Origin of the sequence: Flavobacterium aquicola (genome assembly GCF_003385115.1) — a bacterium.
Taxonomy (GTDB): Bacteria; Bacteroidota; Bacteroidia; order Flavobacteriales; family Flavobacteriaceae; genus Flavobacterium; species Flavobacterium aquicola.
In genome coordinates this window covers 463,462-479,545 of the sequence record NZ_QUNI01000001.1, presented here as the reverse complement: position 1 = coordinate 479,545, position 16,084 = coordinate 463,462, and the positions used below count along the sequence as shown (strand labels likewise).

Annotated in this window: 16 protein-coding genes; all 16 read right to left on the bottom strand. The window is 32.9% G+C overall.

Annotated elements, in window-relative coordinates:
- Positions 1-38: 38 nt before the first annotated feature.
- Positions 39-1,055, bottom strand: a complete 1,017-nt coding sequence (fbp, locus tag C8P67_RS01915; RefSeq protein ID WP_115809798.1) for a class 1 fructose-bisphosphatase — start codon at positions 1,053-1,055, stop codon at positions 39-41.
- Between the two features lie 252 nt (positions 1,056-1,307).
- A complete protein-coding gene (locus C8P67_RS01910; protein ID WP_115809796.1) occupies positions 1,308-1,511 on the bottom strand; it encodes a hypothetical protein in 204 nt (67 codons plus the stop codon).
- A 150-nt stretch (positions 1,512-1,661) separates the two neighbouring features.
- Positions 1,662-1,820: a hypothetical protein gene (locus C8P67_RS22025; protein ID WP_170141390.1), complete on the bottom strand. Its 159-nt coding sequence runs from the start codon at positions 1,818-1,820 to the stop codon at positions 1,662-1,664.
- 18 nt (positions 1,821-1,838) lie between these two features.
- On the bottom strand, positions 1,839-3,209 hold the full coding sequence (locus tag C8P67_RS01905; RefSeq protein WP_211319880.1) for an exopolysaccharide biosynthesis polyprenyl glycosylphosphotransferase: 1,371 nt from the start codon (positions 3,207-3,209) through the stop codon (positions 1,839-1,841).
- Between the two features lie 19 nt (positions 3,210-3,228).
- Positions 3,229-3,645 carry a VanZ family protein gene (locus C8P67_RS01900; RefSeq protein WP_115809792.1) on the bottom strand — a complete coding sequence of 139 codons (417 nt, stop codon included), beginning with the start codon at positions 3,643-3,645 and terminating at the stop codon, positions 3,229-3,231.
- Positions 3,646-3,912: 267 nt separating this feature from the next.
- Positions 3,913-6,222, bottom strand: a complete 2,310-nt coding sequence (locus tag C8P67_RS01895; protein WP_115809790.1) for an exopolysaccharide transport family protein — start codon at positions 6,220-6,222, stop codon at positions 3,913-3,915.
- Between the two features lie 169 nt (positions 6,223-6,391).
- Positions 6,392-7,162 (bottom strand): polysaccharide biosynthesis/export family protein, encoded by a 771-nt coding sequence (locus C8P67_RS01890; RefSeq protein ID WP_115809788.1) that lies wholly within the window; start codon positions 7,160-7,162, stop codon positions 6,392-6,394.
- Positions 7,163-7,265: 103 nt separating this feature from the next.
- Positions 7,266-8,012 (bottom strand): glycosyltransferase family 2 protein, encoded by a 747-nt coding sequence (locus C8P67_RS01885; RefSeq protein WP_115809786.1) that lies wholly within the window; start codon positions 8,010-8,012, stop codon positions 7,266-7,268.
- A gap of 123 nt (positions 8,013-8,135) precedes the next feature.
- Positions 8,136-9,080 carry a UDP-glucuronic acid decarboxylase family protein gene (locus C8P67_RS01880; RefSeq protein ID WP_115809784.1) on the bottom strand — a complete coding sequence of 315 codons (945 nt, stop codon included), beginning with the start codon at positions 9,078-9,080 and terminating at the stop codon, positions 8,136-8,138.
- A gap of 136 nt (positions 9,081-9,216) precedes the next feature.
- Positions 9,217-10,041 (bottom strand): glycosyltransferase family 2 protein, encoded by an 825-nt coding sequence (locus C8P67_RS01875; RefSeq protein ID WP_115809782.1) that lies wholly within the window; start codon positions 10,039-10,041, stop codon positions 9,217-9,219.
- A 68-nt stretch (positions 10,042-10,109) separates the two neighbouring features.
- Positions 10,110-10,346 carry an acyltransferase gene (locus C8P67_RS22460; RefSeq protein WP_394338634.1) on the bottom strand — a complete coding sequence of 79 codons (237 nt, stop codon included), beginning with the start codon at positions 10,344-10,346 and terminating at the stop codon, positions 10,110-10,112.
- A 365-nt stretch (positions 10,347-10,711) separates the two neighbouring features.
- Positions 10,712-11,824 carry a glycosyltransferase family 4 protein gene (locus C8P67_RS01865; protein ID WP_115809778.1) on the bottom strand — a complete coding sequence of 371 codons (1,113 nt, stop codon included), beginning with the start codon at positions 11,822-11,824 and terminating at the stop codon, positions 10,712-10,714.
- Positions 11,825-11,828: 4 nt separating this feature from the next.
- Positions 11,829-12,902 carry a glycosyltransferase gene (locus C8P67_RS01860; protein WP_115809776.1) on the bottom strand — a complete coding sequence of 358 codons (1,074 nt, stop codon included), beginning with the start codon at positions 12,900-12,902 and terminating at the stop codon, positions 11,829-11,831.
- Positions 12,903-12,953: 51 nt separating this feature from the next.
- A complete protein-coding gene (locus tag C8P67_RS01855) occupies positions 12,954-13,484 on the bottom strand; it encodes an acyltransferase (protein WP_245980357.1) in 531 nt (176 codons plus the stop codon).
- 137 nt (positions 13,485-13,621) lie between these two features.
- Complete coding sequence (locus C8P67_RS01850; protein WP_115809772.1) at positions 13,622-14,761, bottom strand: glycosyltransferase family 4 protein; 1,140 nt, start codon at positions 14,759-14,761, stop codon at positions 13,622-13,624.
- Positions 14,762-14,771: 10 nt separating this feature from the next.
- Positions 14,772-16,082, bottom strand: a complete 1,311-nt coding sequence (locus C8P67_RS01845; protein ID WP_115809770.1) for a hypothetical protein — start codon at positions 16,080-16,082, stop codon at positions 14,772-14,774.
- Positions 16,083-16,084 lie beyond the last annotated feature (2 nt).

Below are 16,084 nucleotides of genomic sequence, written 5' to 3'. Positions count from 1 at the left end.
GGGCTTTTTACATTTCTTCTTTTTGCTGTTTTTTTAAATTAATATTTACTCAATTTGGCTTCAGATATAAAATTCTCTACTTTTTCAACCATATTTATGCTTCCGCTATAAAATGGCACTCTTTCGTGTAAGCTCGTTGGTTCAATCTCCATTATTCGGGAAACTCCGTCAGAAGCCTTGCCTCCAGCTTGTTCTGTAATAAATGCCATCGGATTGCATTCATACAGAAGTCTTAATTTGCCATTTGTAGACTTAGTGCTTGGATACATATAAATACCTCCTTTGAGCATGTTTCTATGCATATCCGATACTAGACTTCCAATATATCTTGAACTGTAGGGGCGATCGCCTTCTTCTTGCTGGCAAAACTTAATGTAGTTCTTAATTCCTTGGGGAAAATGAACATAGTTTCCCTCGTTTACCGAATATATATTTCCATCTTCTGGAAATTTAATTTTGGGATGAGATAAATAAAATGTTCCAATTGCTGGATTTAAAGTAAAACCATTTACACCGTGACCAGTTGTATAAACAAGCATGGTAGAGGTTCCATAAATTATATAACCTGCGGCAACTTGGTTTATTCCTGGCTGAAGAAAATCTTCTAATATAACTGGAGTTCCAACTTCTGAAATTCTTCTATAAACGGAAAAAATCGTTCCGACTGAAACATTAACATCTATGTTTGAAGAACCGTCTAATGGATCCATTAAAAGTATATACTTATTATTGTTGCCATTATCACCTCCTTGAACAGTGATGAAATCATCATTTTCTTCCGAAGTTATACCACATACAATTTGACGGTTTATTATTGTTTTGATAAAAACTTCATTGGCATAAACATCTAGTTTTTGCTGATCTTCGCCTTGAATATTTTTCTCGCCCGCGCCGCCAATAATATCTACTAAACCTGCTTTGTTTACTTTATGGCTAACTATTTTCGCAGCTAATTTAATTGAGTTAAAAAGACGGGATAACTCTCCAGATGAATATTTAAATTCTTTTTGGTTTTCAATTATAAATTCGCCTAATGTTTTGCTGTTGCCTTCCATATTTAGTTCAATTTTTAAGTATAATAATGTACTTCCGGTTTTAGGGTTTGTTTTTTAGCTTTTAGAAATTATTTTTTTATTGATTTTGTCCTGGCATAATTTATCCATCAATAATAGAATAATAGTTTCTATTATAGTTTTAATTTCTGAAAAATGACTTTATCAATTTTTGTAAATAATCTATCTCTCTGTTAGTATGTATTGAGATTTTTTCGCAGATTATCATAAGTGGGAGAAAACATAAATGAATAGCTACACTCCAATGTTAAAATTTTGATTTTTAACCGAATGTAGATTTTTGATTTTCTTAATTTTATCATTCAATTTCAAAATCCTATCCAATTGTTTTTGCTGAATGGTGTACTTAGTATAATATTTATACAATTCTTTGCCAATAAAAAATGTGCTCACGGAAACCCCAGTGAGTAAACCAATAAAGTAATAAGTAATGTCCATAGTTTCTATATTTTAGTTTAAAAGCATTTTTATCCCTAAATAGGGTTACAATAATTGTTCAAGAATAAATCAACATGAGTAATTGTAGGTAAAATGCATCAAATCATCAAGAATATATGAAGGCATTAAGATTTGGGGGTTTTGAGTAGATTACAAATTTTTAATTTTATCATTCAATTTTAAAATTCGATCTAACTGCTTCTGCTGAATTGTATATTTAGTATAATACTTATACAATTCTTTACCAACAAATAATGTACTCACAGATGCTCCAGTGAGTAGACCAATAAAATAATTAGTAATGTCCATAGTTTCTTTTTTTTTAGTTTAAAAAGCATTTTTATCCCCTTTGAGGGTAACGATAATTGTTAAAAAACAAATTTTAATGTCAGTAATCAGGCTCCAGCTTTGTACATATTTGATGTCCGTACTAACGCGCCGTTTCATGTCAGATACTTTTTTAGTTTCACCTCTAAGACCCGAAACCTGAGACAGACCTGTAATTCCTGGTTTGACAAAATGGCGAACCATAAAATTGTGAATATGGTCATTATAGTCTGTAGTGTGTTTAATCATGTGAGGTCGTGGTCCTACAACGCTCATATTTCCCATCAAAACATTAAAAAATTGCGGCATCTCATCCAGACTGGTTCGACGAATAAATTTACCAATAGGAGTGATCCGGGAGTCACCTTTTTGGGCTTGCTGACTTTCGTCTCCCATATTTATATACATGCTTCGAAATTTATAGCACCAAAAAGGCTCGTTTTTTTTGCCTGTACGCATCTGTTTGAATAAAACCGGTCCTTTACTTTGTTTTTTTATAAGGAAAGCCAATAGAGGATACAGCCATGATAAGATGAAAATAATGACCATTAAACTAAAAGCTAGGTCAAATATTCTTTTTGCTAATCGGTTGTAGGCATTTTGAAGTGGTTCATAACGCGGTTTTATGACATGAAAATTATTTAAATGGCTTGAGCTGAAATGTTTTTTTGAAATTGCTGAAAAATCGGGGACAAATTTCAAACGCATGCAATGCTTATCGCCAACTTCAAAGAAATAATTTAAATCTGAGATAAATTCTGGACTGGATACTATGTACAACTCATTCACATTCTCCTTCGATGCATTATGAATAGCTTCACAAAGCGCTATGCTGAAATTATCATTACTCGTATAAGTCTCAGACGAATTTTCGTTGATAATACCTATAAAGTCTATAAAAAAGGAATTGGTTTCTAAGTGAGATGCTAATTCAATACTAGTTTTATTAAATCCCCAAATTGCAACTGTATAACGTTTGAAAACCCATCCTTTAATTTTGCCAATAACTAGAGTAAACAAAATTCTTGATGACAAAAAATAGAATAGTAAAAAACTTAACTGAAATAAATTAGCCTTGCTTCCAAAGAAATAGAGCACATTATCCTGAAAAATAAAAATATAACTGTGCCATAAGATTCTTTGTGTAAAGAAAGCACGCCAGCTATTGCGGAAAAAATATTCTAAACTAAAAAGAACATCCACCCGATACAATTGAAAATAGGTTACAGAAAATAACCAGCTTAAAATTGTTATAGGAATCATTTTATTTAAAAATAAAGTATTCCAGCCTATTTGCTCTTCAGTGGCAACATTCAAACATAATATTGTGCCAAATATCATGGCTATCATATCTGCAATTGCACAGCACATTATAAAGGTAAATTTATGCCTATTTCGCATTTTTCAATCTTATTTTGTTAAATAAATTGTGTACCAAAGCCCCTATTAAACTACCTATAATTCCAAAATAGATATCCATCAAATCTGGATTCCTGTCTTTAATTAAAAATTGACCGCATTCTGCAATAAAAGCGACAATCGCTGCCACACCTAAATTTTGTATAAAAATCAAATTCCTATTTACATCCATTTTGTATAAAGTTTTCTTTTGAGAATAAGTTTCTAATAAATAACCAAAAGCGATAAAAGGAAGTGCCGTCCTCAAGTTGTAATAATCATTACTCCAATCCAAAAGCCATTTTGGTAGATAGCTCTCATTTTTAAAACTGGGATCTGGCAGCCAAGAATAGTAAAAAACAAATCCAACAACAATGAACAATGGAAATAGAATTAATTTTCTAGACATTTTAAATATTATTTTAAATAAACAAAGAAGCTGGATATACTTAATGAATGCTTTATCATCATCAGTATTTCTGTATAATAATTAAATTTCATTAAAAACAGTTCACTTCGATAAAACTATAAGTTTGTCGAAATAATCATTAATAAGAATTTTAATTTAAACCACTGTATTTAAGATTATCATCGTAAATTCTAAGAGTTGTGGTTCATCAGTTTGATAAAAATTATATGCGGAACGATAGAATATTAAAGAGAGTAAAATTTTGAGTTATGCTATTTTAAACCAAGATTTTTTCTCTTTTTTTTCTTCTTTATAACTGTAGGTGTAACCATATCCGTAAGCATTTTTTTCATTAATTCCGTTAATGACAATGCCTACATTTTTTAATTGTCCTTTCTTTACGAAATTTTTGAGCTGACTCAATGACCTTTTATCCGAATAGTTGGATTTAACAATATACAAAGTCACATCAGCTAAGGAACTAAAATTAAGAGTATCAGATACTACTTGAACTGGAGCCGTATCTATAATTATAAAATCATATAGATTCTTAGCTTCTTCGAGTAAAATTTCAAAATTAGAATTGGTTAATAATTGAGTAGGATTAGGCGGGATTTTCCCTGAAAATAAAATATCAAGATTTTCGGAAGAATTAGGTTCTTTTACTACAAAGCTTTTCCAATCTTCATTTTTGTTAGATAAAAAATTTGAAAGTCCCAATGTGCTTTTTTCGACATTAAAATAATCATGTAGCTGCGGATTTCTTAAATCGGCACCAATAAGCAAAACCTTTCTATTAAGATTACTGATCGTTATTGCATTGTGATAAGCACAAAACGATTTTCCTTCTCCCTGTATAGAAGAGCAAAACAATAATATATTTCCCTTTTTATCTTCTTTATGGGGTAATAGATAGGAAATATTAGAGAATAAGGTACAAGTAGCTTCAGCGATAATAGATCGTGAAGTTGCAGAGTTTTCAAGTTTTTTACTAACATGTATTTTAGGAATAGTTCCTAAAAAAGGAATGTCATCCAGTTTGCCTTGGATATCTTCTTCATTATGAATTTTCGAATCCATTTGCAGTGTTAAATATATAAAGCCCAATGGTAATAGAAAACCAAATAAAATTGCCCCCAGCATAAAAGGCTTGGGTTTTGGGAAAATGGCAGAATAATTAGTTTGTGGAGAATCCAGTATGCTTAAATTTGATTCCAAAACTGCTCCATTCAAAATTGCTTCTTCTCTTCTTTGCAGTAAAGCCAGATAAGTTTCCTCTTTTAGACTTAGATTATTGTTAATATTACCCAGCTCCTTGTCTTTTGTAGGTATGCTTTTTGCTTCAGTAACAGCGTTGTCCTGCTCTAGTTTGTTTACTACATTAGTTTGGTTTAAGTGGTTTAAATAATCTCCCAGCGTATTTAATATAGTTTGTTTTTGAATTTTTAACTGCTCCATTAAACTCAAGTAAGTCGGATTGTTTTTTTGTGCTCTCTGCAAAAGAACTTCACTTTCCATAAGCCTTGTATTGTAATTTGCAAGCATAGAACTGACAGATGGAAGATCTAAGTTATAATCTGTTCCTAAAACCGAAGTACTGCCGCTTTTCCTGATGTCATCTATTGCAAATCTGGTCAGTGCTATTTGTTTTTCATTAAGCAGCGAATTGGCTGTAGTTGTTGTTTTTTCAGTTGTTTTCGCAGCAATATATTGATCTAGAACATATATATTATTATTGCTCAGATAATTTTCTTTTATACTTTCAATAGAATCTTTTTCTTTTGTAAAAACTGCTATTCTCTGGTTTAAATACGAAATTGTCTTTGTAAACTTTTTTTGTTTATTGTCGACAATATCTTTATCCAATGACTCAATAAGTTTGTCCAGTATTTTTACAGAAAGTGCTGGATTATTTCCTATGTGGCTCAAAAGCAGGTTAGTATTTGGGCTGTCATACGAAACTACATTTAGCGCTGCTTTCAAATTCTTTAGCGCTATTCCTGTAGGTTCAAGAGTTACCACATATTCTTTATCGAGATAGTTTAAAATATTTTTTTTAGCTTTTGAAGTTAGTTCAATTGTGAAAGGTATATTTTTAAAAACACGGCTACTTGTATGATTGCGTATCATATAGCGCTTTTCTGTAGAAACTTCATTTACTATAAATCCTTGTTCTACTATTTTTACATTATAAGCCATTTGTGGAAGCGAATCATTAGATACCAATGATTTTACTTCAAATGGGATGTCATATGATACTTTGTTATCTAAATATCCTTTTTCATAATAATTAATATTCAGTTTCAAGTCAGTAATAATTGTTGACAGGAAATCATTAGAAGTGATAAACATTTTCTCTTCTTCCAAATCTTCTTCTTTGTCTTTTTTTACATTGTTTGTACCTATTATTTCTGCATCTTTTGGCTTTTTTGTATCAATATTGATTAAGGCAGAAGTTTCATAGGAAGGCGATACTGCACCAATATAATAATAGGCACCGCCGCCGAATAGAATTAAACTAACCGCAAACCAAGGCCAATATTTAAAATATTTTAAAAATTCTTTTTTAAAATCCATACTGTTTTTATTAAATTTTATAAAATCGTACTAATAACAAACTCAAGTCTGTTAAACAGGGAACATCATTTTTGGTATGATTAAAAAGCAGTAACCATCGATAAAAATAAACTGATTCTGATTCAAGTCAAGTACAGAAAAAACTTGAAATTTATTTCTAAAAGTTATATTAGTTATTCTTTATTACTAGGAATAAAGCAGTAAATGAAAGTATTAAACCTAGCAATTGTATTGGGTCTTTGATTAAACCTCCACTGTTTACTTTCAGCTTATTAGCCATTATTATGATGACATCATTTTGTCTGATCCGAAAATTTGGCTCATTCATCCATGAAGATGCTGTCAGGTCAATATGATAAACAATACGTTTTCCGTCTACTTCTCTAATAAGTTTTACATCTTTTCGAATGGCCGAATAAGTAAGATCTCCTGCCAATCCAATCGCATCGAGTAAGCTTATGGATTCTTCAGAAAAGGGTTTTACGCCTGGAGAATTCACTTCTCCCAAAATGGTAAATTTATTATTTAAGACTCGAACCATAACCGTAGGATTTACTAAATATCCTTCATTTATTAAACGGCTTTTTACCAAGCTCTCCACATTTGCAGGTGTTAATCCGCCCACTTTAACCTCATTCAAGATTGGCATAGTGATATTCCCTTGGGGAGTAACTAAGTAGCCTTCCAGTCTCATGTTTTCAATTGATTGCTGTGATCCAGAACTCCCTCCATTAATATTAAAAGGAGCAGCAACCAAAGGATTAAGATCACTAACGTCAATTTTTAAAATATCGTTAGGCTGTATTTTGGTCGTCCCATAATTTAATGGTGAATTAGTATAATTATCTATATCCTGTAAATAGTGCATTGATTTTTTTGTGGTGCAGGACTGCAAAATAAATACTATCAATAAAATTATGAAGAGTAAGATTTTTTTCATGATGGTTATAGTTTATAAAAATTGTTTCAATGAAGGCAGACACTATAAAAAAATACTATTGAACTAATTATTAACTAAATATACAAAAAAATGAATTGATAATTTAATGTGCTAAATACTGTCTTAAAGCAATAGTTTTTTTTAGAAAGACAGCTTGAAATGCTGTCAGACCGTGGTATTTGTATATTTTGTAATCTTCATATAAGACTTCAAAAGCACGTTTTGCATTAGTACTCATACCGCCCATCCGCATTTTAACGATGTAGGAATTTATGTAAGTCATCTTTATTTTGTATTTATATAGATAGCGCAGTAAAAATTCGGTGTCGGAGGCAATTTTAAAATCTAGGTTGTATAACCCATATTTATCGATTATCGTTTTCTTTAAATAAACAGTAGGATGTAAAGGGAGCCAGCCTTCTTTGATTTTATTCAGGCTAAAAATACCTCCAATACGATTTCTGATCAATCGTTCTTCGGTGTCATTTGAAACATAGATGCCATTGCCATAAACGCCTTCTATATTTTTGTAGAAATCAAAGCGGGCAACTATTCTGCTGATAGCCTTAGTGTCATAAAATTCATCATCAGAATGAATCAATCCAATAACATCGCCTGTTGCTAACTTGATTCCTTTGTTTATTGCATCATACATACCTTTATCTGGCTCTGATATATATTGGCTTATTCTATCGCGATAGGATTCGATAATTTCTTTTGTCCCATCTGTTGAATTGCCATCAATAATAATATATTCGATATCATGATAATCTTGTTCCAATACACTTTTGATAGCTTTCTCGATAGTGTTTTTGCGATTGTAGCACACGGTTATTATAGTGATTTTCATAATGAATTATTTTTGAGATTTATAATATCTTGGATTTATGAAACATAAAAGGCTGCTTCCTCAAAAATAAATTGAGAAAAACAGTATGAATAAATCGTGATATTTTATAAAAAAAGAAGTTGTTTATTGATTTAACAATAGCTTGTCAAAATAACTGATTGTACTAATGAGTCCTTCCCGTAACTCTATTTTGGGTTTCCAGCCGTTTAATTTATCATTGGCTAAAGAAATATCCGGCTGTCTTTGTTTAGGGTCATCTTGTGGCAGATCCAGATGAATAATTTTTGACTTAGAACCTGTCAAATCAATAATTGCCTGTGCCAGTTCGAGCATCGTAAATTCATGTGGGTTGCCTAAGTTTACTGGCCCTAAAAATGAAGGTTCGGAACCCATCATTCGAATCATGCCTTCTACTAAATCATCAACATACTGAAACGAGCGAGTCTGTAATCCATCACCAAAAATGGTAATATCTTTTCCCTGCAATGCCTGTACAATAAAATTCGAAACGACTCTGCCGTCAGCAGGATTCATATTAGGACCATAAGTATTGAAGATACGGATGATTTTAATAGCTACTTTATTTTGATTATGATAATCCATAAATAGCGTTTCTGCACAGCGTTTTCCTTCGTCATAACAAGAACGGATACCAATTGGATTTACATGTCCCCAATAACTTTCAGTTTGGGGATGTACGAGAGGATCACCATAGACTTCACTAGTGCTGGCCTGCAGTACTTTTGCCTTGACACGTTTTGCTAATCCCAATACATTTATAGCGCCCATTACCGAGGTTTTTATGGTTTTAATTGGATTATATTGGTAATGAATAGGGGAGGCAGGACATGCCAGATTGTAAATCTCGTCAACCTCAGCATAATAAGGCTCGGTAATATCATGTCGTACCATTTCAAAATAAGGATGATTTAGCAGATCAATAATATTAGATTTAGCTCCCGTAAAGTAATTGTCCAGGCAGATTACTTCATTTCCTTCATTCAATAATCTTTTGCTCAAATGTGAACCTACAAATCCGGCTCCTCCGGTTATCAATATTTTTTTCATTATATCTTGTTATTTATTAGTTCTACATATGTTCAATGCTATTTTTTTAATCTTGATATTTAATTAAGCATTGTAACTTTTAAAGTGCTATCTGAGCTTTGCTAACAATAGTTTTTATAGATTGTGAAGTCTCATGTTAAATATCCCAGCTGGATTCTGCCTTTTTTAAAATAATAAACTGCTCATAAATACTTTTCATGACACAAAATCTAAAACCTACTTTACCGTCCAAAAAACCAAGTTTAAATAAATACATATAAAAAAATTTCAATAATGGGCGGAAAGGCATTTTATAACTTATTGCTTTTAATACTCTTCGTTTTTCATATGACTTTCCAGTGATTAATTTGGAAAAGGATATTTTATTTAAAGTTACGTTTTGTTCATTTTGAGCTTCGTCAGCCGCATATTTTAAATGCTTAACAAACCATTGATTTACTCCTTTGCTAAAAAAATAATGTTCGTACCGATTTTTTAATTTTCCTAAGCCTTTTTTTAGATCAGATTCTCTTTGACCATGGCCATATTGTTCAAATCGAGCATCATTAAGTTTATGAAACCGCATTTGATATACTGTTCCTGCAGCATATTTTAACCATTTTCCCCAAAGCATTTCTTTTGCAGGGACTAAAAATGCTCCAAATTGATAAGTTACGGCGGCTTGATTGCATTCTGTTCTCAAGTCATTTGTAAAATGTTCATCAGCATCCAGATGGAAGACCCATTCATGTTTAAAATCAATGGTATCATTTGCAAAATTGCGTTGCTGTGCAAAGTCTGTAAATTTATTTTGGAAAATTCTTGCTCCTGATTGTTTGGCAATTTCACAAGTTTTATCGCTGCTGAAACTATCTATAATGACAACATCGTCGCACCATTTTATAGAATCTAGACAGCCTTGTAAAGTGTCTTCTTCATTATAGGTCAATATAATTATGCTAAATTTATTTTCAATACTCATTCTTGCAGCGGTATTATTAAGATTATTGAATTTTGACTATTCTGAAATTTAGGAATCTCTAAGAACTATTACTTTTTTTCTAAATAGGAATTAATTTGTTTATTTATAATTGATTGATGCTTATTGTAGTTAATAATCTTTGCCGGATTACCTGCAACAACAGCAGTTTCTTCTACATTTTTGGTAACTAAACTTCCAGCACCAACAATAGCATTTTCTCCTATTGTTATACCTGGCATAATAAATGCTCTTGCTCCGATAAAAGCCCCTTTGTGAATTGTTATTTTATCTGTTATCAGGTTCATGGCGGGTTTGTCAAACGCATGGGTTCCAGTACACAGATAAACTTCCTGGCCTACAGTGGCATGTTCATGAATCTCAATCACTCCCAATGTATAGGCATTTGCTCTATCACCAAGGCAGGCATGATCATGCAGGATTAGATTCCATGGAATCTGAATTCTAGCTCTTTGATGTACAAATGGTTTTCCATAAATTTTGCAGCCAAATAGCTTAAGCCAAAATAGTCTCCAGCGGTTTGCAGGCTTTGGGGTCCAAATACAAAATAATAACCACACATATTCCCAGAGCATCATTTTAATACGCTGAGATATAGACCATGGTGAATCGTATGGTGAATTTTGCTTGTACTGCTGTTTCATTCTTACTATTACTTGATTTTCATTGACTGAAATTCATTTAAGAATTCAGTGGCTAACTTTTCATTAGAATGTGTTTCATTTACCATCAATCCCGCAGTTGCTATGTCATTCATAAGCTTTGGATTGCTGGTTAAATCTTTAAGATGCTGATTTAAAATTTCCACTTTTTTTTCTGAACGATGATCGAAACACAGACCATTTTTATTGTGAACTAAAAAATCTTTGAAACAGTCTAAATCAGAGACTATTGTAGCGCATCCCCAGCTCATTGCCTCTAATGGTGAAACTCCAAATGTCTCGCCTTGCTCCGCTACTGATGGATAGACAAATATGGAAGCTTTAGAATATACTTCGCTTAATTTTTCAATATCGAAAATAGGCTCCAAAAACGATACATTACTATTTTTTGCCAACAGCTTTAACTCTTGTAAATAAGCATCGCCACCACCGCCTGTTTCTGTAGAATAGGGTCCTACGATATGTAATTGCCAATCTTTTGTATCAAGCAGAGCAAAAGATTTTATTAAAATATCTAAGCCTTTTTCAGGGTGTATTCTGCCGGTGTATAATATTATTTTCTCTTTTTTTGAGAAGTCGATTGCACTTGCATTTTTAAAAGGCAATGTATTTGGGATCATTACAACCTTATCAAAGTATTCGCTTTTGATTTCATCTTTTATGGCTTTTGCAACCGGGCTGGAATTAGCTCTTAAGCGGGCATTTTTTGTGTAAAACTTCATTTGCCCTTTAGGCATTCGCTGCACGTCGATCAGACATTTTTTTTGTTGATTTGATGATAAAAAAAGAGGCAGCCAAAAGGTATTTGAAATAATAATATCTGTATTGCTGGATATTTTCCGAACAGCTTTTAATGTATAAAATAAATCTAAAATTTTAAGATAAATACCAGACGACGGCGACTTATAGCCCTTAACTCTCAAATGATTGATTCCTCCTTCATTTTCGGTATTTAAATATCCTTTATACGATTTTGATATATAGCTTACTTCATGGCCCCGGTTAACAAATTCTTTTGCTAAACCGTACCACATTTTTTCTACGGCTCCGCCCAATGAGGGAGGTATTGGGAAAAAAGCACCTTGTACTATTGTTATTCTCATCGCTTTAAATAAAATTATATAATTGAACCATTTTCTTTCCTATTGCCTTTATGTCGTATTTTTCCTGAACTAAATTTTTACCATTTTTTCCCATTTTTTCCAATGTAGCTGCTGGTGTATTGAAGACTTTTAGTAAGACTGATTTTAAATTTACTACCGATAAATCAATCCACCAGCCGCAATTATAATTTTCCAGATCCTGCCAAGGTGTTCCTGTTGTTGTAATTACTGGTACGCCAACAGCTAATGCTTCTGCTACCACAATACCAAAGTTTTCGCTGTGTGTGGGAAGAACCATTACATCGGCAGACCGTAAAAAGTTCCATTTATCTTCGCCATATTTTGCTCCTACAAAATGTACATTTTTCAATGTCTGCGCGCTCTGAATTAGAGTTGCTATATAAGCAGTATCGCCGCTTCCAGCTATTTCGAGAGTCCAGCCTTTGGTATCACAATTGCTCCAGGCCTCAAGAAGGATTTCAATCCCTTTTTTGGGATGAATACGTGACAAGAAAACCATTTTTTGAGTCCCGTACTGTTCTTTGCCTCGTTTTAGTTCACTCAGATCTATGCCATTTGGTATGATTGAAATTGGATTATCAAAGCTTAGTTTTCGAACACTGTCTTTTTCCATTTGAGCTGTAGCATGGATATGATCGGCTTTTTTAATTGCGTTATTCTGAAATAAGAAAAGTGCGATTTTCTTTTTCAAAGGATTACGCTGTAATATCCAGGATTCCAGCATTCCGTGCGGAGACATGACAACTTTTATTTTTAGTTCTTGAGCCGCTTTCTGGAAACCCCAATTTTGAGGACTCCAGATTCCATTAATATGTACAATATCCGGTTTTTCATTTTCAAGGAAAGTACGATATTCATTAATCAGCGAGAACCATCGGAATACATTGCTGTTAAAAAATTTTATTGGAACTCCCTCGATAGTAATAGGATCTTTAGAAAATCCTGTGGCAATGCTGAACGAGGTGTCATTTTTTAATGCATTGCTCAGTAAACGCATATACTCAGTAGTTCCGCCGCCACTTTTATCAACGCTGGCTATATAATGAATGACTTTCATTTTTTTAATTTTAGTTTCGTTGATATGAATTTATTTATGCTAAAGCAGGTTTTAATAAACAAAGCCTGTTTCTCTATTAAAATATTTAAAGTCTTTTGACAGCTCTTTAATTTCTTTAGCCGGATTTCCTCCGTATAAGCAATAAGGAATTGTAAAGGCCTTATTTAATAATGAGTTTGCACCGAGTACACTGTAGGCAGGTAAAGCTGCTCCTCCTAAAATAGTAGTTGCTGTTCCAACAAAACAATAATCTCCGATTATTATGGGGTGGCTGTCTTGAATATTCAGTCCGATATTGATAGAGTGAGTTAATAACTGGCTTGAATAACCAGCAACCGTTACAAAATTGCCAATTTGAACCACATTTGTACAATCGATATGATGATTTTTTGTGATGGAAGAATGTTCTCCAATTATTAAATTTGATTTACGGTCACGCTGATGCAAAAAATGTTTAGAATCAGTGTTACTGGGAAATCCAGTAATCCAATTGCCTCGCGCTACACTAGACTGTTTTCCCATTGTTATTAAATCTAAGTGTACAGCCACATTGAAATTTCCAATAGTAGAATCTGAATCCATAATCAGTTTTTTTGGATATATCCACGAAAGTCCTATTCTGGCCGATGGATGAATTTCGTACTTAAAAAATTGGATTAACGTAAACCGCTTTAGTGGCCAAGGCAATAAAATGGTTATTATTTTTAGCAATAACATGGTTAATTATTTATTAATTCAACATATTTACGCACTGTACTGTCAAAATCAAACCGTTTCGCATTTTCATAACCAAGCCTAATAATTTCATTTCTAAATTCTTTATCGCTAAATTTTAGAAACTGATCTGCAAATGATTTTGCATCATCGGGATCGGCATATAACGCTGCATTTCCGCCCACTTCATTCATCATTGGAGCTTTGTTGCTCGTGATAACAGGAGCACCGCAAGCCTGTGCTTCAATTATTGGCCATCCAAAACCCTCCGAATAAGAAGGAAAAATCATGGCGTCGCACATTGAATATAGCGCTATTATTTCCTTATCTGTAGGATTGTGAATCTGCAGAATGTGATCTGAAACATTTAATTTTTTAATTAGTTCTTGTAGCTCTGTATTTAGATTTTCTCCTGCTAAAACTAATATTCCATTCCAATTATTCTGTAATTCATAAATCATATGAATTAGCAATTTTCGGTTTTTACGTTCCAAATCGGAGCCTACGTGTAAAATGATAGCTTTATCTTTTAACTGCTGAAATTTATTTAGCACGTCCAGAATTTGATCTTCTTGATAAGGCATGAATTTTTCAGACAAGGCATTGTGAATATAGGTCCAATTTTTGCTGATATAGGGTTTGTTATCAATTGCTATTAATTGATTCAGTGTAAATTTTGATACTGCGGCCAATTTATTAGCTCCAGATAATGCTCTCAGAATAATTTTTTGTAAAACTTCCCCCGATTTTGTTGCTGTGCAGTACGTATCAGTAAAGCCAAGGCCAGCCCTTATTGCTAAAACATCATGACAGGTTATTATTGTTTTACTTTTTGGCAAAAAGTAAAGATAAAATGCATTAGAATGATCACAGATATGGTAGCTGACTTTTCTGGATAAAATAAAATTTATACTTCTAAGACCTATCAGTTCAACAGGAAACAAAAGAAATTTATCAATATATGCTAACCATTTTATTAGACTGGGCTTATTAAAAGCTAATTTTCTAAATATTTCACTTGGACGAATGACACTAACTTGAAGTTTGGATTTTTTATATCCTTCCGCCATTAATGCTTCAAAAATCTGCATGCTAAATTGCTTGTCAGGCTTATAATTACCAATCAGAATTACTTTTGTAATCATAAAATATATTTTATACTGGAATAGCAGTTTTCTTTAAACTTGCCATAACTAAACCTGCCATAATCGTTGCATACCCGAGAATACTTGGCTGAGCCCATTGCCCCTGAACCATTGTTACTCCGGCGGCGCCGCAAATAATAAAAGGAAGGAGTTTTTTATCCTGCGGTAATTTAAGAGATCGAACAGCAATATCAATTGTTAAAATCATGCGCAAAACAATTAATCCTCCGCCAAAAATAATACCCTGTTCACCTCCCAAACGGCCAAATTCTGTTTCTGAAATTAGAAAAGTAATTTTGCCATTTAACATTTGAGCCCCTGCATTTGTACCCATGCCTAAATTACCTGCAAACAAGGGCTGACTGAATAAATCGACAATTGGCCCAACAAAATCATTAAACATTCTTAAAAAAACGGAATCTTTTAAGCCACCGCCAGAGGTAGATTTATTTGCAGATTCAACGCGATCCATAAAAACTTCAGTACTTAATTTAAATGTACTAGAATACTCCTGCAGGGCAATTATCACTATATAAAAAACAATACTGCTTATTATTAATTTTACAATCATCTTATTAGAAGTCATCGATGCAATTACAGAAAATAAACCAACTATGATAACTGCAATTACAGCACCCCGGCTTATCGTCAGCGGTAGAGCAATAACTAAGGTAATAGTGCTTGCGTAAAGTAAAATTTTGGAACAATAATCTTTGGACAGCCAGAAATAAAAAATAAAAACAGATACAGCAGTATAAAAACTAGCCAAGCCGGAAATAAACGAAAATGTTCCTGGAGGCCTGCTGTAGCCCATCGCACCAGAAAAACCTGCACTTCCTTCGCCTCCAATTCCAACATTTATAAAAGCGGTCTGGGGACTTGAAAATTGAAAATAAACAATTATTGTCATTACAATATTCAGAGCTAAAAGAAACCGCCCCATTTTGAGCACGTCCTCTTTTGTAAAAACTTCCCCAATTATAAAAATCAATGGAAAATGAAGTAACATAATCCGTGCTCCATAAAGACCTACAAAAAGATTGCCATGCCCAAAGGTTAGCGTAATTGCTAAACTTAATAGCGTGAAAATTGTACTTATAGATACATAGGGATTTATAAAATTTACCTTTAAATAAAAAGCCCGCAGAATAATATAGATTGCAATTGGATCGCGTACCACTAATAAGGGTGTAGCCAAACCAGGTAAAATCCATTTGCGCAGAGCACCTTCAAAAATCCAAAGTAAAAAATACAGCCAAATAGCTATTTTTAAGGAATTATATGCTGCTGGCACTAAAGACTGATCTCTGGTTATATCCATTT